Genomic DNA, 16,522 nt, shown 5'->3' with positions numbered 1-16,522 from the left:
ATATAGAATCATGCCAGTTATTGCAATATCAGAAATCAAAAGCAGGCAATTCATCCTACCACCTAAAGAGGATGGGGAATTCTTGCAATGTTTAGTTAAAGGAAAAGTGAATACTGCAATCTGTTACGCCAAAGTCATAGAACCGGAAGCGGTGGAACAGATTCGGCGGCTGTGTGATTATGAAATGACAAAGGGATCAAGAATCCGGATTATGCCAGATGTGCATGCCGGAAAAGGCTGTACGATCGGAACCACAATGACCATTATTGATAAGGCAGTTCCTAATGTCGTTGGAGTAGATATCGGCTGTGGAATGTATACAGTAAACCTCGGGAAACGGGAAGAGATGCCGGAAGATCTCTGTTATCTGTCGGGCGTTATCTGGATGACTACCTCCACGATGTTGCGGTTTGTCAGGCATTTGCACGCAGAAACAGGGAAATAATGGCGCTGCTGATTCCAGTCAATATGAGAGACGGAAGCATTCTTGCTGTTGGAAAAGGAAATCCGGAATGGAATGATTCGGCGCCTCATGGAGCAGGACGGGTCATGTCCCGCACCAGAGCGCTTCAGGAATTAACCATGAGGCGATATAAAAAAGCCATGAAGGGAATTTATACAACTTCGGTAAATGAGCGTACGCTGGATGAGGCGCCAATGGCTTATAAATCTCTTGGAGATATTCTGGATGTGATCCAGGAATCTGCAGAGATAAAAGAAATCCTGAAACCGGTATATAATTTCAAGGCGTCCGAATAAGTCTGGCTGCATGGAACGGGTTAGTCCCAGCGTCCGTCATTCATCCGGGCGCTCTTGGTTCCCGCATAATAAAAATTCCAGACAACCATGTAAGTATTCCGCACTGCATCGTCTTCACATACGATGCAGACTTTTTTTATAGAAGACTCCCCTGCGTCTCCAAAATCAAGGATTGCCCGGTAAATCTGGCTGATAGCCCGGAATAAGAGGGGCTGGGAAGCGCAGGAGAGGGACGGGAAGAACACGGTTTCTGCGCCGACTTTGGATGCAGCCTGAAGTTCTGCCTCGTAGCGTGCGCTGAGCGAAGTGAGGTCACTGGAATCCGGGATCATGCGAAGCGTAGCACTGGTGGCATCGTATCCCTCTAAGGTTGTATCCTGCTTCTGGATGGTCTGAATTTCTAACATAATGATGAAAAGTCCTTTCTGGTTATTTCTACTATTATAGAAAAGAAATGAGAAAAAGTAAATGTGGGATTTTATGGCGTGTAATTTTTGCAAAATCTGAGGTGCAGGCAATCTCAGATTTTTTATTTCAGATGTGTACAAAAACGATGTATCGCCGGAGTTATAATAAAAACATCGTAACTGTTCAGTACCCTCACAGTTACGGGCAAAAAACCATTGAAAATTGCCTTCGGCAATGGGATTTTTGCCTGCAAGCCCATGTTTTCATACGGTCAGCGCAGTGAATGCGCAGACCTACTGAACAGTTACAAAACATCAAAAGATGATAACTGGTATTTTTATGGGACAGGCAATTCGGTATCATAAATTTATAAAGGCCATGGCGGCCGGTTGAAGTTTTTTACAAAGAAACTACCGTGAATACAGGGGAGGAAATGCAGATGAGTAAGTATGTGATCGTCGATTTGGAGATGTGCAAGGTGCCAAAGCCTATGAGATCAGAACGGTATCACAGAGGTTCAGAAACCATTCAGATCGGGGCAGTGCTGGTGGATGAAAACCTGCAGATAACCGATGAATTTTCTACATATGTTCATCCGGAATACGGTTCGATCAACGGTTTTATCCGGAATCTGACCGGCATCACATCGTTTGATGTAAAAGATGCATGCAGTATGAGAGAGGCACTGGAGCACTTTGCAAGCTGGGTTCCGGAAGATGCTGTCTGCGTTTCCTGGAGCAGCAGTGATGAAAATCAGATCCGTTATGAAATGGAAGCCAAAGGAATTGAACTGCCGCGCCTGGAGCAGCTTCTGGATTCCTGGAAAGATTGCCAGAAGACATTTTCCGAGAAAATTTGGGAAAATAAAAAATATCGTTTATCCGAAGCCTTGATCATAGCAGACATTGCCTTTGATGAGCATCTGCACAATGGTCTGATCGATGCCAGAAACACGGCTCTGCTCTTTGTTAAAATGGAAAAAGAACCGATATTGGTACTGAATCCGTATTATCAGAGGGGAAGAGAGGAAGAAGATGTGGAAATGAACAGTCTGGCCAGCCGCCCGTTTGAATTGCCGGAGCTGAAGCTTCTGGTAGACGCCATTCAGTCTTCCAAATTTATTACTGAAAAAAAGACAAATGAACTGATCAAAAAGCTTGAAAAGCTGGTCAGCCGGTATGACGCGCAGAAGTTGCAGCGACAGGTGTATGTATCTGGCCGTGTCAAGACCATGAATGAGAAAATTTACTATGCGGTGGATACCATCCATAACGCGATTTCGGAAAAACGGCAGATCACGTTCCAGTATTATCAGTGGAACGCGAAAAAGCAGATGGTACGGAAGGAGGCATCTTGACAAGGTGTCTTCTTTTTCTTATAGTCATAAGAAAGGGACTGCGAACAAAGCAGCGCCGGAAGGAGAGAAAAGATCATGTCAGAGACATTAAAGGTACTGGAAACAAGAAGAAGCTGCCGCGCGTTCAAACCGGAGCTGATTGAGGAAGAAAAGCTGCAGGCAATCATCAAAGCCGGAACCTACGCAGCAACCGGCATGGGCAGGCAGTCTCCGATTATTATTGCGGTTACGAACAAAGAACTGAGGGATAAGCTTTCTGCCATGAACGCGAAGTTTATGGGAAAAGACGAGAGCTTCGACCCATTTTACGGAGCCCAGGAGCTGCTGATTGTCCTGGCCAACAAGGCTATGCCGACCTACCTCTACGATGGAACTCTGGTCATGGGAAATCTCATGAATGCCGCAGCAGACCTTGGCGTGGACAGCTGCTGGATTCACCGCGCAAAAGAAGAGTTTGAGACACCGGAGGGCAAAGAGCTTTTAAAGAGCCTTGGCATTGAGGGAGATTATGAGGGAATCGGTCACCTGGTGCTTGGCTATGCGGCTGCTCCGTTAAAGGAGGCAGCGCCGAGAAAAGCGGATTACGTTTACTATGTCCGGTAAAGGAGACCATACGATGTTTTTTTAAGAAGATGGCAAGGAAGTAAAATAAGGAAATAAAATGAGGACGCGTCTGAAAATGGCGCGTCCAAATCATTTATAAAAATGACAAACTGTGATAGGATTAGAGTCAGACAGGGAATACAAGGAGAGGCAGAAGAGTATGGATTATTTATTTGCGCCGATGGAGGGCATTACCGGCTATGTGTTCCGAAATGCCCATCACCGGCATTTTCATGGCATAAAGGCGTATTACACCCCATTTATTTCACCGAACCAGACACGGAAACTGACACCCAGGGAACTCAATGATGTGAGGCCGGAGCATAATGAAGGAGTACCGGTCATTCCGCAGATTCTGACAAACAAGGCAGATGATTTTCTGTGGGCGGCAGGACGGCTGAAGGAACTGGGTTATACAGAAGTAAACTTAAACCTTGGTTGTCCGTCGGGAACGGTGGTTGCAAAAAAACGGGGTTCCGGTTTTCTGGAATATCCGATGGAACTGGATGAGTTTTTGTATCAGGTTTGTGATGGCCTTTCCAAAATGGGAATGGAGCTGTCTGTCAAGACGCGGGTTGGAAAAGAAAAGTCGGAGGAGTTTGAGGAACTGCTGTCCATTTACAACCGGTATCCACTGAAAAATCTGATTGTGCACCCGAGAGTTCAGGCGGATTATTATAAGAATCACCCGCATATGGAGGCCTTTGACCTTGCGGTGCGGGACAGTAAAAATCCGGTTTTTTATAATGGAGATCTCTTCAGCGCAGCAGAAATCCTGCAGTTTGAACGGGATTATCCGGGAATTCCCACTGTGATGCTGGGCCGGGGATTATTGACAAATCCGGCGCTGGCGGAGACAGAAGTTTCGCAGATTACACAGGAGAATACGGCCGCTGCACCGCACCTTACGGCGGAGCGTATCCGGGCTTTTCATGAGGAGGTGCTGGAAGGATACCGGCAGGCCATTCCGGGAGATAAGAATGTGCTGTTTAAGATGAAGGAGCTCTGGACCTATCTGGGAGAGGCCTTTGAGGACAGTGCGAAGCCGATGAAGAAAATCCGCAAGGCACAGCGGATGGAGGAGTATCGGGCCGCGGTAGAGAGTCTTCTAATGGAGAAGCAAATTCGCAGGGAACCTGTATTTCCGGGTTGGAATAAATGAAATGGAGAAGAGTCTGGGAGGAATCATACATGGCAGTAAATGTGGTTGCGGTGGATAACGCGCCGGAGCTTCTGGAAAAAATCGAAGGGATTTTCCGTAATATGGATGGGGTCAACCTGCTGAAAACCTTTGAGGAGGCGGTGGCTGTGGTGGAGTTTGTGAAAGAAAACCCGGTGGACATGGTATTTACGGATATCGTCATGCCGGATATCAGCGGCATCAGCCTGGCAAAAGAACTTCATAAGCTGGGCAATGCTCCGGCAGTAGTACTCATGTCCAGCATTCCCGGATTTTCCCTGGAGGCGTGGAAAATCCAGGCATATGGATTTATCGAAAAACCGTACACGAAACATGATATCGTGAAAATGATCGAGCGGTATCGCAGTGAGGCGGATCAGAAGGAAATCTGATGTTCCTGCAGCTTGGCAGACATTTTCTGAGCTGCAGCAAAAAAACGGGAAAGCAAGTTGACGGCGGTTTTGGTGGGCATTATAATAGAGGGGATTGTGGATGAAAATGATCCAATGCCTGATTTTAGAAGAGGCCACAGTCTGATCAAAGAGAAACAGACAACACAACATAGAATACAAAAACAGGAGGAGACACAATGCGCGATACTTACATTTCTGATTCCATTTTATACGTGGGAGCAGATGATAAAACACTGGATATTTTCGAGAGCCAGTATCCGATTCCGAATGGAGTCAGCTATAATTCTTATGTGATCATGGATGAAAAGGTGGCCGTGATGGACACTGTGGATAAGCGCGCTACCGATGCGTGGTTTGAGAATCTTGCAAAGGCGCTGGGAGACCGGAAACCGGATTATCTGGTGGTATCCCATATGGAGCCGGATCATGCGGCAAATATCAAAAACTTTGCGGACCGTTATCCGGAAACTAAAATTGTCGGAAACGCAAAGACTTTTGCCATGATGGATCAGTTCTTTGAAATGGATTTAACAGACCGTAAGGTAGTGGTAAAAGAGGGTGAGACCTTAAATCTTGGCGCACATACCCTGCAGTTTTTCATGGCACCGATGGTACACTGGCCAGAGGTTATGGTAGCTTATGAGCAGAATGAAAAAATTCTGTTCTCTGCAGACGGCTTTGGCAAGTTTGGCGCGCTGGACGCAGAAGAGGAGTGGGCAGAGGAAGCAGCCCGCTACTTCTTAAATATCGTAGGAAAGTACGGTGTACAGGTTCAGGGTCTGTTAAAGAAAGCGTCCGGTCTGGATATCCGGATGATCTGCCCGCTGCACGGACCAATCTTAAAAGAAAACCTGGGCTATTACATTGACAAATACCAGACCTGGAGCACTTACCAGCCGGAGAAGCATGGCGTTATGGTGGCATATGCTTCTATTCATGGAAATACTGCTCAGGCTGCAGAAGAGATGGCAGAAATGCTTCGTGCAAATGGCGAGGAAGTGGAGGTATTTGACTTATCCCGCACGGATGTTTCCCTGGCAGTGCGCAAGGCATTCTACTACGACCGTCTGGTACTGGCAGCCGCAACCTATGATGGCGGCGTATTCCCGTGCATGGAAGAGTTCCTGCTGCACTTAAAATCCAAGAACTTCCAGAAGCGTACGGTAGGCCTTATCGAGAATGGCTCCTGGGCACCGTTAGCAGGAAAGATCATGCGTGGAATTCTGGAGCCAATGAAGGATGTTCATGTACTGGAGCAGGTGGTCACTATCAAATCCGCAGTGCATGAGGATACCAGAGAAGCCATGAAAGCCATGGTAGATGCATTGAAATAAAAAATACAATACGACAGAAAAATGCTGGGGCGTCAGTTTTTGGCGCCCCGGCATTTTTCGTATTTACTCTTGACAACAGTGTATTATATGGTAATATAAACATATGAATAGTTGTTCATGTAAAGAAACGGAGGAATGCTATGACAGAGGCAGAAAAAATCCAGATTGAGCAGGAAGTGGAAGATGGTTCCTGCGAGTTCATGCATGTCCATGAGGAAATTGTGAAAAAGGTGGAGGGCGTGATGCCGGACGAGCAGCAGCTTCTGGATCTGTCGGAGTTTTTCAAGATATTTGGGGACTCTACGCGGATCAAGATTTTGTATGTGCTCAGCCAGTCGGAGATGTGTGTCTGCGACATCGCAACTCTGCTGCAGATGGGACAGTCGGCAATTTCCCATCAGCTGAGAGTCTTAAAGCAGATGCGTCTGGTGTCCTTCCGGCGGGACGGAAAGACCGTATTTTATAAGCTTGCCGATGCCCACATCCAGACCATTCTGGCTCAGGGTATGGAGCATATCAGCGAGTAAAATTCTGGCAGAAAGCTGTGAAACGAAAAAAGTCCTGCGCATACATGGTCAGGACAAAGTGAAAAATAAAAGGAGAGAATATCATGAAGAAGATCATCAAATTAGAAGGTTTATGCTGTGCAAACTGTGCTGCAAAGATTGAGGAAGGCGTAAAGAAATTAGATGGCGTGAACAGCGCAAGCTTAAGCTTCATGACCCAGCGCCTGATCATGGAAGTGGAAGATGGAAGAGAGGATGCGCTGGTTGAGGCAGCAAGAGCTGTTGCCGCAAAGGTTGAGCCGGAGGCTGAATTTAAGGTACTGCGCTAAAACGCAGGAATGTAAAACGAACATTGCATGGTCAGCCAGTGAGGAACCCTGAAGTGCCAGAATTCTGGCAGCAGATCATGAGAAAAGGAAATTAGTATGACGAAAAAGCAGAAAAAAATGGTGACCCGGCTTGCGGTCAGTGCTGTTTTCTTTGTAATTGCCATGTGTATGGAGAAAAAGACATCCTGGGCGTGGGTCCCGTTTGTCCTTTCCTATCTGGCCGCGGGATATGACATTCCGCTGCGGGCTTGCCGCAATTTGAAAAACGGTCAGGTGTTTGATGAAAATTTTCTGATGACCATTGCTACCTTTGGCGCGTTCGCCATCGGTTCTCTGGAGGAAGCTGTGGCGGTTATGCTGTTTTATCAGGTCGGAGAACTGTTCAACGACTATGCGGTTAACAAGTCCAGAAAATCCATCACAGATCTGATGGATATCAATCCGGAGTACGCAAACCTTCTGCGGGACGGGGAAGAGGAACAGGTAGATCCATATGAAGTAGAAATCGGAGATACCATCATCATCCGCCCGGGCGAGAAGGTGCCGCTGGACGGCATTGTTCTGGAGGGCAGCTCTACGCTGGACACCAAGGCCCTGACCGGAGAGTCCATGCCGGCAGAGGTGGAAGCAGGCCAGAATATCGTGAGCGGTTCCATCAACCTGACTGGTGTTCTGAAGGTGCAGACCACCAAGCTGTTTGATGATTCTACCGTGGCAAAGATTCTGGAACTGGTGGAGAACGCAAGCTCCAGAAAAGCGAAGGCCGAGGCCTTTATCACCCGCTTTGCCCGTGTATACACCCCGGCTGTGGTTATCCTGGCAGCTATTCTGGCTGTGCTTCCTCCGCTCATTTTGGGTGGATGGAGTACCTGGATATACCGTGCCTGCAGCTTCCTGGTTGTTTCCTGCCCGTGCGCGCTGGTGATTTCTGTTCCCTTAAGCTTCTTTGGCGGCCTGGGCGCGGCATCCAGACAGGGCATTCTTATGAAGGGCAGTAACTATCTGGAGGCTATGGGCAGTCTGGATACTGCTGTGTTTGATAAGACAGGAACCCTGACTACCGGTAAGTTTGAGGTAACCGATGTGTCTCCGGTGCAGGGAAGTAAGGAAGCGCTTCTGGAGCTGGCAGCGCTTGGCGAATACAATTCCAACCATCCCATCGCGCAGTCGATCAAACAGGCTTATGGAAAAGAAGCGGATACCAGCCGTATCGGCCAGGTGGAAGAGATTTCCGGCCATGGCATTCATGCACAGGTACAGGTAGATGGTGTGTGGAAGGAGCTTTACATCGGCAACCAGAAGCTTATGGAACGGCAGGGTGTTGCTGTTACCACTCCGGCAGCAGTTCTGGGAACTACCCTGTATCTGGCAGATGGAACCACCTACCTCGGTTCTATCGTCATTTCCGACAGTGTCCGTCCGGATGTTCCGGCGATGCTGGCCGGTCTCAAAAAGCAGGATGTGAGCAAACTGGTGATGCTGACTGGAGATAAAGAAGAAGTTGGAAAGAAGGTCGCTGAGTCCATTGGCATTACCCATGTATTTGGCAACCTGCTTCCGGGTGACAAGGTAGCGAAGGTGGAGCAGCTTCTGAAGGAAAAGCCGGAAGGAAAGACGCTGGCATTTGTGGGGGACGGCATCAATGATGCGCCGGTTCTGGCCCGCGCGGATGTAGGTATCGCCATGGGCGGAATCGGTTCCGACGCGGCTGTGGAGGCAGCAGATGTGGTCATCATGGATGATGAACCGTCCAAAATCGTGGACGCCATCTGCATTGCCAGAAAGACGGTAGGCATTGTCAAGCAGAACATCATTTTCGCCATTGCGGTCAAGATTGCGGTTCTGATTCTGGTAGCACTCGGTTACGCAACCATGTGGGCAGCCGTGTTCGGAGATGTGGGTGTTTCCGTGCTGGCCATCCTCAATGCGATCCGGGCACTGAGCTATAAAAAATAAGGTTCGCGCAGCGCGTGAACAGCAACAAATAAGCAGGTCTGTCAATAGTTGACAAAAAACAGGGAAGCTGTTATCATCTGTTGTATGAAAACGTGTCCTGGTGAGATACCAGGAGCAAACAGTCACGAAACGAGGGCGTTTCAGGTAAACCGTGCAGGCGGCTTTCTTGACGCCCTCGTTTTTCCGTTATAAAATAATATCATATCATGGAGGGAGAATGACATGAGCAGATATACGAAAAAAGATATCATCCGTATGGCAGAGGAAGAGGATGTGGAGTTTATCCGTCTTCAGTTCACAGATATTTTCGGAATGCTGAAAAATGTGGCAGTTACAGCCAGTCAGCTGGAAAAGGCGTTAAACAACCGCTGCATGTTCGATGGTTCTGCAATCGAGGGCTTTGTGCGGATTGAGGAATCCGATATGTATCTGTATCCGGATCTGGATACCTTTGCGATTTTTCCGTGGAGACCGCAGCAGGGCAAGGTTGCCCGCCTGATGTGTGACGTGTACCGTCCCAACGGCGAGCCCTTTGAGGGAGATCCGCGCTATGTTTTAAAGAAAGTCTTGAAAGAGGCGGCAGACATGGGTTATGAGTTCCATGTGGGACCGGAGTGCGAGTTCTTCTTATTCCATACGGATGAGGAAGGCCGCCCGACCACCAATACCCATGAGAATGCCAGCTATTTTGATGTGGGACCGATCGATCTGGCAGAGAATGTGCGCCGTGACATCGTCCTGAATCTGGAGGACATGGACATTGAGGTGGAGGCATCCCACCACGAATTATCCCCGGCCCAGCATGAGATCGATCTGGAATATACGGAGGGACTGGCAGCAGCGGATAATATCATGACCTTTAAGATGGCGGTAAAGACCATTGCAAAACGCCACGGCCTTCACGCAACCTTCATGCCAAAGCCAAAGGCAGGCATGAATGGTTCCGGCATGCACATCAACATGTCCCTGGCCGATGCCCACGGCAAGAATCTCTTCGTGGATGACAATGACAGCCTTGGCTTAAGCAAAGTGGCATATCAGTTTATGGCAGGAATCCTGGCGCATATCCGGGAAATCACCCTGCTCACCAATCCGCTGGTCAATTCTTATAAGCGTCTGGTCCCGGGCTATGACGCTCCGGTCTGCGTGGCCTGGTCTGCGCACGCAAACCGCAGCGCGCTGATCCGTATTCCGAGTGCGCGCGGGGAAGACAGCACCCGCATTGAGCTGCGTTGCCCGGATTCCGCAGTGAACCCGTACCTGGCGCTGGCAGCCTGCCTGGCAGCAGGTCTGGACGGCATCAAAAAAGAAATGACACCTCCGGCCAGTGTGGACTGCAACGTTTTTGCCATGACGGATGAAGAAATGCGCACACTTGGCATTGAGCAGCTTCCGCAGACACTGGGCGAGGCTATTGAAGCGTTTGAGGGCAGCGCATTTGCGAAAGAATTGCTTGGAGATCACATTTACACCAAATATCTGGAAGCAAAGAGCGCAGAGTGGAAGAAGTTCCGCGCGGAAGTAACCGACTGGGAAGTGCAGGAGTATCTGTATAAGTTCTAGTGGAGTGGTTTTCCACAGTCACCTGACATCAACCCCCCGGAGGTGAGCGTTTTGGCAAACATCATTGTGGCATTTTCCAAGCCGGAAGACGCAAAAAGCATAAAAAACATACTGATGAGAAACGGGTTTGAGGTAATCGCTGTCTGCACATCCGGAGCGCAGGTCCTGTCCCAGATGGAAGAGTTAAACTGTGGGATTGTAGTGTGCGGCTACCGCCTGACAGACATGCTGTACTCGGAACTGCGTGACTGCATGAATGCGGAATCAGCAATGCTGATGATCGCGTCCCCGAATAAATGGTCTGCGGATGCGCCGCAGGATGTGGTGTGTCTGCCCATGCCGTTAAAAGTCCATGACCTGGTGGGAACCCTGGAGATGATCGTGCAGACCCAGGCAAGACGCAGAAAAAAACTGCGCCAGCAGCCAAAGCAGCGCGATGAGAAACAGCGCACCGTGATTGACAAGGCGAAGGCACTTCTTATGGAGCGCAACAGCATGACCGAGGAGGAAGCGCACCGGTACATACAGAAGTGCAGCATGGACAGCGGAACCAATATGTACGAGACAGCCCAGATGGTCATCAGTCTGATGTAGGGCGAAGGTATGAGAAAATAATGAGTGACGCAGGTCACGAGAACAGGACAGGAATGGAGAGGTTTATGAAATTTACAAAAATGCAGGGAATTGGAAATGATTACGTCTATGTCAACTGTTTTGAGGAAAACGTGGAGGATCCGGCCAGAGTGGCAAAGCTTGTGAGTGAGCGCCATTTCGGCATTGGTTCAGACGGCCTTATTCTCATCTGTCCGTCCGATGTGGCAGACTGCCGCATGCGGATGTTCAACGAGGACGGCAGCGAGGGCAGCATGTGCGGCAACGGCATCCGCTGTGTAGGTAAGTACGCCTATGACCACGGCATTGTGGACAAACCACAGATTTCGGTAGAAACCCTTGGCGGAATCAAGTATCTGGATATGCAGGTGGAAGACGGAAAGGTGAAGACCGTAAAGGTAGATATGGGCGTGCCGCAGCTGACCAGTGAGCTGCCGGAAAAGATCCAGGTGGAGGGAAAAACTCTGGAGTTTACCGGAATCGATGTAGGAAATCCTCATGCGGTTTACTATGTGGATAATGTAGACGGCCTGGATCTGGAGAAAATCGGCCCGGCTTTCGAGATGCATGAGCGTTTCCCGGACCGCGTCAACAGCGAGTTCATTCGCGTGATTGACCGGAAACACCTGCAGATGCGCGTGTGGGAGCGGGGCAGCGGGGAAACCTGGGCCTGCGGAACCGGAGCGACGGCCAGTGCCGTGGCCAGCATGATGCTGGGGCTGGTGGACGATACCGTGGAGGTACAGCTCATTGGCGGAAACCTGGAGATTACCTGGGACCGGGAAAGCGGTCATGTTTACATGACCGGTCCGGCTGTAGAAGTATTTTCCGGCGAGATCGACCTGACACAGTACAATGGAAGAGAAGTGTAAATCCCCAATCCACCCCTTGACACAGATTTCCAATTATGTTAAATTAGGTACTAGCGTAAATGCGAAGAAGAGAAAAAGTATGCGTAACTGAGTTTTCAGAGAGCTGCCGGAAGGTGCAAGACAGTAACAACGTGCGCAGAAACTGGTCTTGGAGCAGCCCGCCGAACATGCTTTAAAAGCACTAAGTAGGCCGGGACGGACATCCGCCGTTATCGGAATCAAGCGCATGCGAAAGCATGAAGCAGAGTGGTACCGCGTAAGGATCAAGAAGTGAAAGAATATCCTGCGTCTCTGACAATTTCAGAGATGCAGGTTTTTTTATTCCTTTTATTCCTTAAATTGCAATCAGGAGGAAGAATCATGGCAAGTTACAACCATAGCGCCATTGAAAAGAAATGGCGTGAAAACTGGGAGAAGAACCCGATCAATGTCAATGACGGCAAAAAGCCGAAATACTACTGCCTGGATATGTTCCCGTATCCGTCCGGCAGCGGACTTCATGTAGGTCACTGGAGAGGCTACGTTATCTCTGATGTATGGAGCCGTTACCAGATGTTAAAGGGTCATTATGTCATCCACCCGATGGGTTGGGACGCATTCGGCCTTCCGGCAGAGAACTACGCAATCAAGATGGGGGTTCATCCGGCAAAATCCACCGCTGAGAACATCAGGAACATCAAGCGTCAGATCAACGAGATCGCAGCCATCTATGACTGGGATATGGAAGTAAACACCACCGATCCGGAGTTCTACAAATGGACCCAGTGGATCTTTGTACAGATGTTCAAGAAAGGCCTGGCTTACGAGAAGGAGTTCCCGATCAACTGGTGTCCGTCCTGCAAGACCGGTCTGGCCAACGAGGAAGTTGTTAACGGCTGCTGCGAGCGCTGCGGTTCCCCGGTTACCAAGAAGAACCTGCGTCAGTGGATGTTAAAGATCACCGCTTACGCTGACCGTCTCTTAAACGACCTGGACAAACTGGACTGGCCGGAGAAGGTTAAGAAGATGCAGAGCGAGTGGATCGGCAAATCCTACGGTGCTGAGGTTAATTTCCAGGTTGAGGGAAGAGACGAAAAGATTACCGTTTACACCACCCGCCCAGATACCCTGCACGGCGCAACCTTCATGGTACTGGCTCCGGAGCATGCTATGGCAAAGAGTCTGGCTACCGACGAGACCAGAGAGGCTGTTGAGAAATACATCTTCGATTCCTCCATGCGTTCCAACGTAGACCGTATGCAGGATAAGGAGAAGACCGGCGTATTCACCGGAAGCTATGCCATCAACCCGTTAAACGGCGCAAAGGTTCCGATCTGGCTGTCTGACTATGTACTGGCAGATTACGGTACCGGCGCAATCATGTGTGTACCGGCCCACGACGACCGTGATTTTGAGTTCGCAAAGAAGTTCAATATTCCGATCATCCAGGTTATCGCAAAAGATGGCAAGGAGATCGAGAACATGACCGAGGCTTATACCGAGGCTTCCGGTACCATGATCAACTCCGGCGAGTGGAATGGCATGGAGTCTTCCGTATTAAAGAAAGAAGCTCCGGCTATGATCGAAAAGATGGGCTTTGGTAAGAAGACCGTCAACTATAAGCTGCGTGACTGGGTATTCTCCAGACAGCGTTACTGGGGCGAGCCGATCCCGATCGTTCACTGCCCGAAGTGCGGCAATGTAGCGGTTCCGGAGGAAGAACTTCCGTTAAGACTTCCGGAGGTTGAGAGCTACCAGCCGACCGGTACCGGTGAGTCACCGTTAGCTGCTATCGATGAGTGGGTGAACTGCAAGTGCCCGCAGTGCGGCGGCCCGGCTAAGAGAGAGACCAACACCATGCCGCAGTGGGCAGGTTCTTCTTGGTATTTCCTGCGTTACGTGGACAACCACAACGACAAGGAACTGGTTTCCAGAGAGAAAGCTGACAAATATCTGCCGGTTGACATGTACATCGGCGGCGTAGAGCATGCAGTCCTGCATCTTCTGTACTCCCGTTTCTACACCAAGTTCCTGCACGACATCGGAGTCGTAGATTTCGATGAGCCGTTCAAGAAGCTGTTCAACCAGGGTATGATCAATGGTAAGAACGGTATCAAGATGAGTAAGTCAAAAGGAAACGTGGTTTCCCCGGATGACCTTGTAAGAGATTACGGCTGTGACGCTCTGAGAATGTACGAGCTGTTCGTAGGACCGCCGGAACTGGACGCAGAGTGGGATGACCGCGGTATCGAGGGTGTTTCCCGTTTCTTAAGCCGTTTCTGGAATCTGGTTCAGGACAGCAAGGACAAAGACATCGCAGAGACCAAAGAGATGGTTCGCCTGCGCCACAAACTGGTATTCGACATCGAGCAGCGTTTCAACCAGTTCAGCTTAAATACCGTTGTATCCGGCTTCATGGAGTACAACAACAAGCTCATCGAGCTGACTAAGAAGACCGGCGGCATCGACAAAGAGACCTTAAAGACCTTCACCATCCTGCTTGCTCCGTTCGCACCGCATATCGGTGAGGAGATCTGGCAGCAGCTTGGCGGTACCGACAGCGTATTCCACACCCAGTGGCCGGAGTGCGATGAGGAAGCCATGAAGGATGACGAGATCCAGATCGGCGTTCAGGTCAATGGTAAGGCAAGAGGCGTTGTGACCATTCCGGCAGATGCATCCAAGGACGTTGCCCTTGCAGCAGCAAAAGAAGCTGTAGCAGACAAAATCACCGGAACCATCGTAAAAGAGATTTACGTACCGGGCAAGATCATCAATATCGTCTGCAAATAATTTCATAAAACATATTCTGTATCAATCGACATAAGCCGAAGCATGCAGACATGGCACTGGCTGTCAGGAAGACCTGGCAGCCAGTTTTTTTGCCCAAAAGTGTAGCATTTTCACCTTTTTCTTTTCATCCGGCGGCATGTCGGAGGTGATGATGGAGATCAGAAGTGTGGTTTCCTGATCGGTGAAGGAGATATTGTTTTTGCGGGCCTCGGCCTGAAGGGAGAGCAGGGTGGGCAGGATTTCCGTTTTTGACTGGGAGGAGACCTGTGCCGCAATTTTTTCTATGTACTGAAGCTTGACCGGGTCCATGCCGGCAAGTCTGGGGTCATGTTTCCATTCGCCTGAATTCATAATACCTCCTTCATGATCTGAAAGTTTTCCAGCATCTCGATCATTTCCCGCTCTTTCGGATTCGCGTAGGGCTTGATGACCTGCAAAAGCTGCATGGGGGTGGCGGGCTTTGGCGTGGAGGGGGAGAGTCCCATGGCGGAAACCTCCTCTCCGTCAAAGAGAGACTGGGCCCGCTGCAGTTCCTGCACCTTTACCAGGAGAGAGAATATACGCTGCTGGGGAACCGGGAGATAGGGAATCGCTGCCTTCAGCATCTGAAGCTTCGGATCGGCGGTCAGATAATCAAAATCCGTCAGCTTGAACTGGTTTTCGTTCTTTTCATTCATGGACGGGATCCTTGTTCTTTTTGAAACAGTATATGCGGGGACGGTTCATATCATGCCACGGGTGTTGTGCATAGTATAAAGTGTAAGACAAAATGAAAACGGCGACAGGAGCGCAGTAGTATGAAAACAAGACTGGTCATAGATGGAAACGCAGTATATGAGATTGATGAGGAATGTGAGGCGTGCCGGTACGGGGAGGCCTCATGTACAGAGAAGAAAAAGCAGATTGAGAAAATGGAAAAGAGTGAGTTGCAGAAAGGGAAAAAAACAGATCCTGAGCGCTGACAGGATATTATATATAGAAAAAACTCCCCCTCGGTCCGTGAGGGGGAGCTTTCCGAATCGGGGTTGTTTAGCAGAAGCCGCCGCATCCGCCATTGCCGCCGCAGCAGCATAACAGCAGGATGATCCAGATCCAGTTACAGCCGTTATTATGTTCGCATCCACATCCGGAACCGAAACCACATCCGCCGTTACCGCCGCAGCAGCACAGGATGAGGATCAGCCAGATAATGTTGCAGCCGTTTCCTCCTGAATTGCAGTCACATCCGCATCCACAGTTTGTAGCAGCCAGATCGCTCATATGAAAAGCCTCCGAAAAGATATTTACAATCCATCATATGAAGCGTGGCCTGTCACTGTTTCCGCTTTTTAGAAAAAAACGGCACTGCTTTTTGCAGTGCCTTGGGGAAAAACTATTCGCCCTGATACATGAATTTGATCAGGCGCTCAATATCTTCTTTGTCCTGGGCTACGATGTCCAGTTCTTTGATAAAGCCGTTGGAGAACATGGTTGCCATGGAAAGGTACTGGGACAGCTTGGATTTTAAGTTAATGCGGTCACCTTCCGGAGATACCAGCTCAACTGGTCCCTTACACTGATCGATAATTTTAAAGAAGCTTTCTACGTCGTTGATATTCTGAATTTTCATTGAGGATTCCTCCTTTTTCTCGATAAATGACTTGGTTATCTTTTTGACAAGCAAAAGTATAGCAAAAGTTTAACAATCCTGCAATTGCCAGAACTTCCAAAAATGTACAGGGGAAAATACAAAAAACAATACAGAAAGACAAGAAGAGAGATGTTGAAAAAGAAAAAATACCGTCAAAAAAGATAATAAAAAATTCCTCGTTTTTTCTAAAAATTAGTGGTTCTTTTTTTGAACGGATATGCTATACTG

General features: G+C 49.1%; 17 protein-coding genes, 2 pseudogenes and 1 other annotated feature. Of the genes and pseudogenes, 14 read left to right on the top strand and 5 right to left on the bottom strand.

Annotated elements, in window-relative coordinates:
• The first annotated feature begins 82 nt into the window (after nt 1-82).
• Nucleotides 83-759: pseudogene (locus WMO41_RS16010) on the top strand (RtcB family protein).
• A 20-nt stretch (nt 760-779) separates the two neighbouring features.
• Here WMO41_RS16010 and WMO41_RS10690 read toward each other — a convergent pair.
• Nucleotides 780-1,166 carry a hypothetical protein gene (locus WMO41_RS10690; RefSeq protein WP_349229741.1) on the bottom strand — a complete coding sequence of 129 codons (387 nt, stop codon included), beginning with the start codon at nt 1,164-1,166 and terminating at the stop codon, nt 780-782.
• Nucleotides 1,167-1,600: 434 nt separating this feature from the next.
• Here WMO41_RS10690 and WMO41_RS10685 point away from each other — a divergent pair.
• The 12 genes and pseudogenes from WMO41_RS10685 to leuS form a co-directional block, all read left to right on the top strand.
• Nucleotides 1,601-2,503: pseudogene (locus WMO41_RS10685) on the top strand (3'-5' exonuclease); the annotation flags it as partial.
• Between the two features lie 96 nt (nt 2,504-2,599).
• Nucleotides 2,600-3,127 carry a nitroreductase gene (locus tag WMO41_RS10680; protein WP_349229739.1) on the top strand — a complete coding sequence of 176 codons (528 nt, stop codon included), beginning with the start codon at nt 2,600-2,602 and terminating at the stop codon, nt 3,125-3,127.
• A gap of 160 nt (nt 3,128-3,287) precedes the next feature.
• Nucleotides 3,288-4,289 carry a tRNA dihydrouridine synthase gene (locus tag WMO41_RS10675; RefSeq protein WP_349229738.1) on the top strand — a complete coding sequence of 334 codons (1,002 nt, stop codon included), beginning with the start codon at nt 3,288-3,290 and terminating at the stop codon, nt 4,287-4,289.
• A gap of 29 nt (nt 4,290-4,318) precedes the next feature.
• The gene (locus tag WMO41_RS10670; RefSeq protein WP_349229737.1) at nt 4,319-4,699 is read left to right on the top strand and encodes a LytR/AlgR family response regulator transcription factor; all 381 of its coding nucleotides are present in this window, start codon (nt 4,319-4,321) and stop codon (nt 4,697-4,699) included.
• A 197-nt stretch (nt 4,700-4,896) separates the two neighbouring features.
• Nucleotides 4,897-6,054 (top strand): FprA family A-type flavoprotein, encoded by a 1,158-nt coding sequence (locus WMO41_RS10665; RefSeq protein WP_349229736.1) that lies wholly within the window; start codon nt 4,897-4,899, stop codon nt 6,052-6,054.
• A 140-nt stretch (nt 6,055-6,194) separates the two neighbouring features.
• Entirely contained in the window at nt 6,195-6,581 is a 387-nt protein-coding gene (locus WMO41_RS10660) for an ArsR/SmtB family transcription factor (protein ID WP_349229735.1), read from the top strand.
• Between the two features lie 83 nt (nt 6,582-6,664).
• Complete coding sequence (locus WMO41_RS10655; protein WP_349229734.1) at nt 6,665-6,889, top strand: cation transporter; 225 nt, start codon at nt 6,665-6,667, stop codon at nt 6,887-6,889.
• Nucleotides 6,890-6,985: 96 nt separating this feature from the next.
• The gene (locus WMO41_RS10650; protein WP_349229733.1) at nt 6,986-8,845 is read left to right on the top strand and encodes a heavy metal translocating P-type ATPase; all 1,860 of its coding nucleotides are present in this window, start codon (nt 6,986-6,988) and stop codon (nt 8,843-8,845) included.
• A 222-nt stretch (nt 8,846-9,067) separates the two neighbouring features.
• A complete protein-coding gene (glnA, locus tag WMO41_RS10645; RefSeq protein WP_349229732.1) occupies nt 9,068-10,408 on the top strand; it encodes a type I glutamate--ammonia ligase in 1,341 nt (446 codons plus the stop codon).
• A gap of 51 nt (nt 10,409-10,459) precedes the next feature.
• The gene (locus tag WMO41_RS10640; protein ID WP_494338451.1) at nt 10,460-11,002 is read left to right on the top strand and encodes an ANTAR domain-containing response regulator; all 543 of its coding nucleotides are present in this window, start codon (nt 10,460-10,462) and stop codon (nt 11,000-11,002) included.
• A gap of 65 nt (nt 11,003-11,067) precedes the next feature.
• Nucleotides 11,068-11,892 (top strand): diaminopimelate epimerase, encoded by an 825-nt coding sequence (gene dapF, locus WMO41_RS10635; RefSeq protein WP_349229730.1) that lies wholly within the window; start codon nt 11,068-11,070, stop codon nt 11,890-11,892.
• Nucleotides 11,893-11,947: 55 nt separating this feature from the next.
• Nucleotides 11,948-12,188, top strand: a binding site (T-box leader).
• A gap of 61 nt (nt 12,189-12,249) precedes the next feature.
• Entirely contained in the window at nt 12,250-14,664 is a 2,415-nt protein-coding gene (gene leuS, locus WMO41_RS10630) for a leucine--tRNA ligase (protein ID WP_494338454.1), read from the top strand.
• 63 nt (nt 14,665-14,727) lie between these two features.
• On the opposite strand, the gene WMO41_RS10625 is transcribed toward leuS, so the two are convergent.
• Both WMO41_RS10625 and WMO41_RS10620 read right to left on the bottom strand, forming a co-directional pair.
• Complete coding sequence (locus WMO41_RS10625) at nt 14,728-15,015, bottom strand: hypothetical protein (protein ID WP_349229728.1); 288 nt, start codon at nt 15,013-15,015, stop codon at nt 14,728-14,730.
• Nucleotides 15,012-15,341 (bottom strand): hypothetical protein, encoded by a 330-nt coding sequence (locus WMO41_RS10620; RefSeq protein ID WP_349229727.1) that lies wholly within the window; start codon nt 15,339-15,341, stop codon nt 15,012-15,014. Before WMO41_RS10620 ends, WMO41_RS10625 begins: the two co-directional genes overlap by 4 nt.
• Before the next feature lie 120 nt (nt 15,342-15,461).
• Here WMO41_RS10620 and WMO41_RS10615 point away from each other — a divergent pair, with 120 nt between their 5' ends.
• Entirely contained in the window at nt 15,462-15,626 is a 165-nt protein-coding gene (locus tag WMO41_RS10615; protein WP_349229726.1) for a hypothetical protein, read from the top strand.
• Between the two features lie 67 nt (nt 15,627-15,693).
• Here WMO41_RS10615 and WMO41_RS10610 read toward each other — a convergent pair whose 3' ends face one another.
• Both WMO41_RS10610 and WMO41_RS10605 read right to left on the bottom strand, forming a co-directional pair.
• On the bottom strand, nt 15,694-15,924 hold the full coding sequence (locus WMO41_RS10610) for a hypothetical protein (RefSeq protein WP_349229725.1): 231 nt from the start codon (nt 15,922-15,924) through the stop codon (nt 15,694-15,696).
• A gap of 112 nt (nt 15,925-16,036) precedes the next feature.
• A complete protein-coding gene (locus tag WMO41_RS10605; RefSeq protein ID WP_349229724.1) occupies nt 16,037-16,273 on the bottom strand; it encodes a polya polymerase in 237 nt (78 codons plus the stop codon).
• Nucleotides 16,274-16,522 lie beyond the last annotated feature (249 nt).

Source organism: Ventrimonas faecis (assembly GCF_040096075.1).
GTDB classification, from domain to species: domain Bacteria; phylum Bacillota; class Clostridia; order Lachnospirales; family Lachnospiraceae; genus Brotaphodocola; species Brotaphodocola faecis.
Note: the sequence above shows the minus strand (reverse complement) of the source record. Positions and strands in the feature narration are given on the sequence as shown.

Bases quoted from the DNA above. Each gene is read 5' to 3' on its own strand.
- WMO41_RS10690 (WP_349229741.1), bottom strand. From the start codon at position 1,166: ATGTTAGAAATTCAGACCATCCAGAAGCAGGATACAACCTTAGAGGGA.
- WMO41_RS10680 (WP_349229739.1), top strand. From the start codon at position 2,600: ATGTCAGAGACATTAAAGGTACTGGAAACAAGAAGAAGCTGCCGCGCG.
- WMO41_RS10675 (WP_349229738.1), top strand. From the start codon at position 3,288: ATGGATTATTTATTTGCGCCGATGGAGGGCATTACCGGCTATGTGTTC.
- WMO41_RS10670 (WP_349229737.1), top strand. From the start codon at position 4,319: ATGGCAGTAAATGTGGTTGCGGTGGATAACGCGCCGGAGCTTCTGGAA.
- WMO41_RS10665 (WP_349229736.1), top strand. From the start codon at position 4,897: ATGCGCGATACTTACATTTCTGATTCCATTTTATACGTGGGAGCAGAT.
- WMO41_RS10660 (WP_349229735.1), top strand. From the start codon at position 6,195: ATGACAGAGGCAGAAAAAATCCAGATTGAGCAGGAAGTGGAAGATGGT.
- WMO41_RS10655 (WP_349229734.1), top strand. From the start codon at position 6,665: ATGAAGAAGATCATCAAATTAGAAGGTTTATGCTGTGCAAACTGTGCT.
- WMO41_RS10650 (WP_349229733.1), top strand. From the start codon at position 6,986: ATGACGAAAAAGCAGAAAAAAATGGTGACCCGGCTTGCGGTCAGTGCT.
- glnA (WP_349229732.1), top strand. From the start codon at position 9,068: ATGAGCAGATATACGAAAAAAGATATCATCCGTATGGCAGAGGAAGAG.
- dapF (WP_349229730.1), top strand. From the start codon at position 11,068: ATGAAATTTACAAAAATGCAGGGAATTGGAAATGATTACGTCTATGTC.
- WMO41_RS10625 (WP_349229728.1), bottom strand. From the start codon at position 15,015: ATGAATTCAGGCGAATGGAAACATGACCCCAGACTTGCCGGCATGGAC.
- WMO41_RS10620 (WP_349229727.1), bottom strand. From the start codon at position 15,341: ATGAATGAAAAGAACGAAAACCAGTTCAAGCTGACGGATTTTGATTAT.
- WMO41_RS10615 (WP_349229726.1), top strand. From the start codon at position 15,462: ATGAAAACAAGACTGGTCATAGATGGAAACGCAGTATATGAGATTGAT.
- WMO41_RS10610 (WP_349229725.1), bottom strand. From the start codon at position 15,924: ATGAGCGATCTGGCTGCTACAAACTGTGGATGCGGATGTGACTGCAAT.
- WMO41_RS10605 (WP_349229724.1), bottom strand. From the start codon at position 16,273: ATGAAAATTCAGAATATCAACGACGTAGAAAGCTTCTTTAAAATTATC.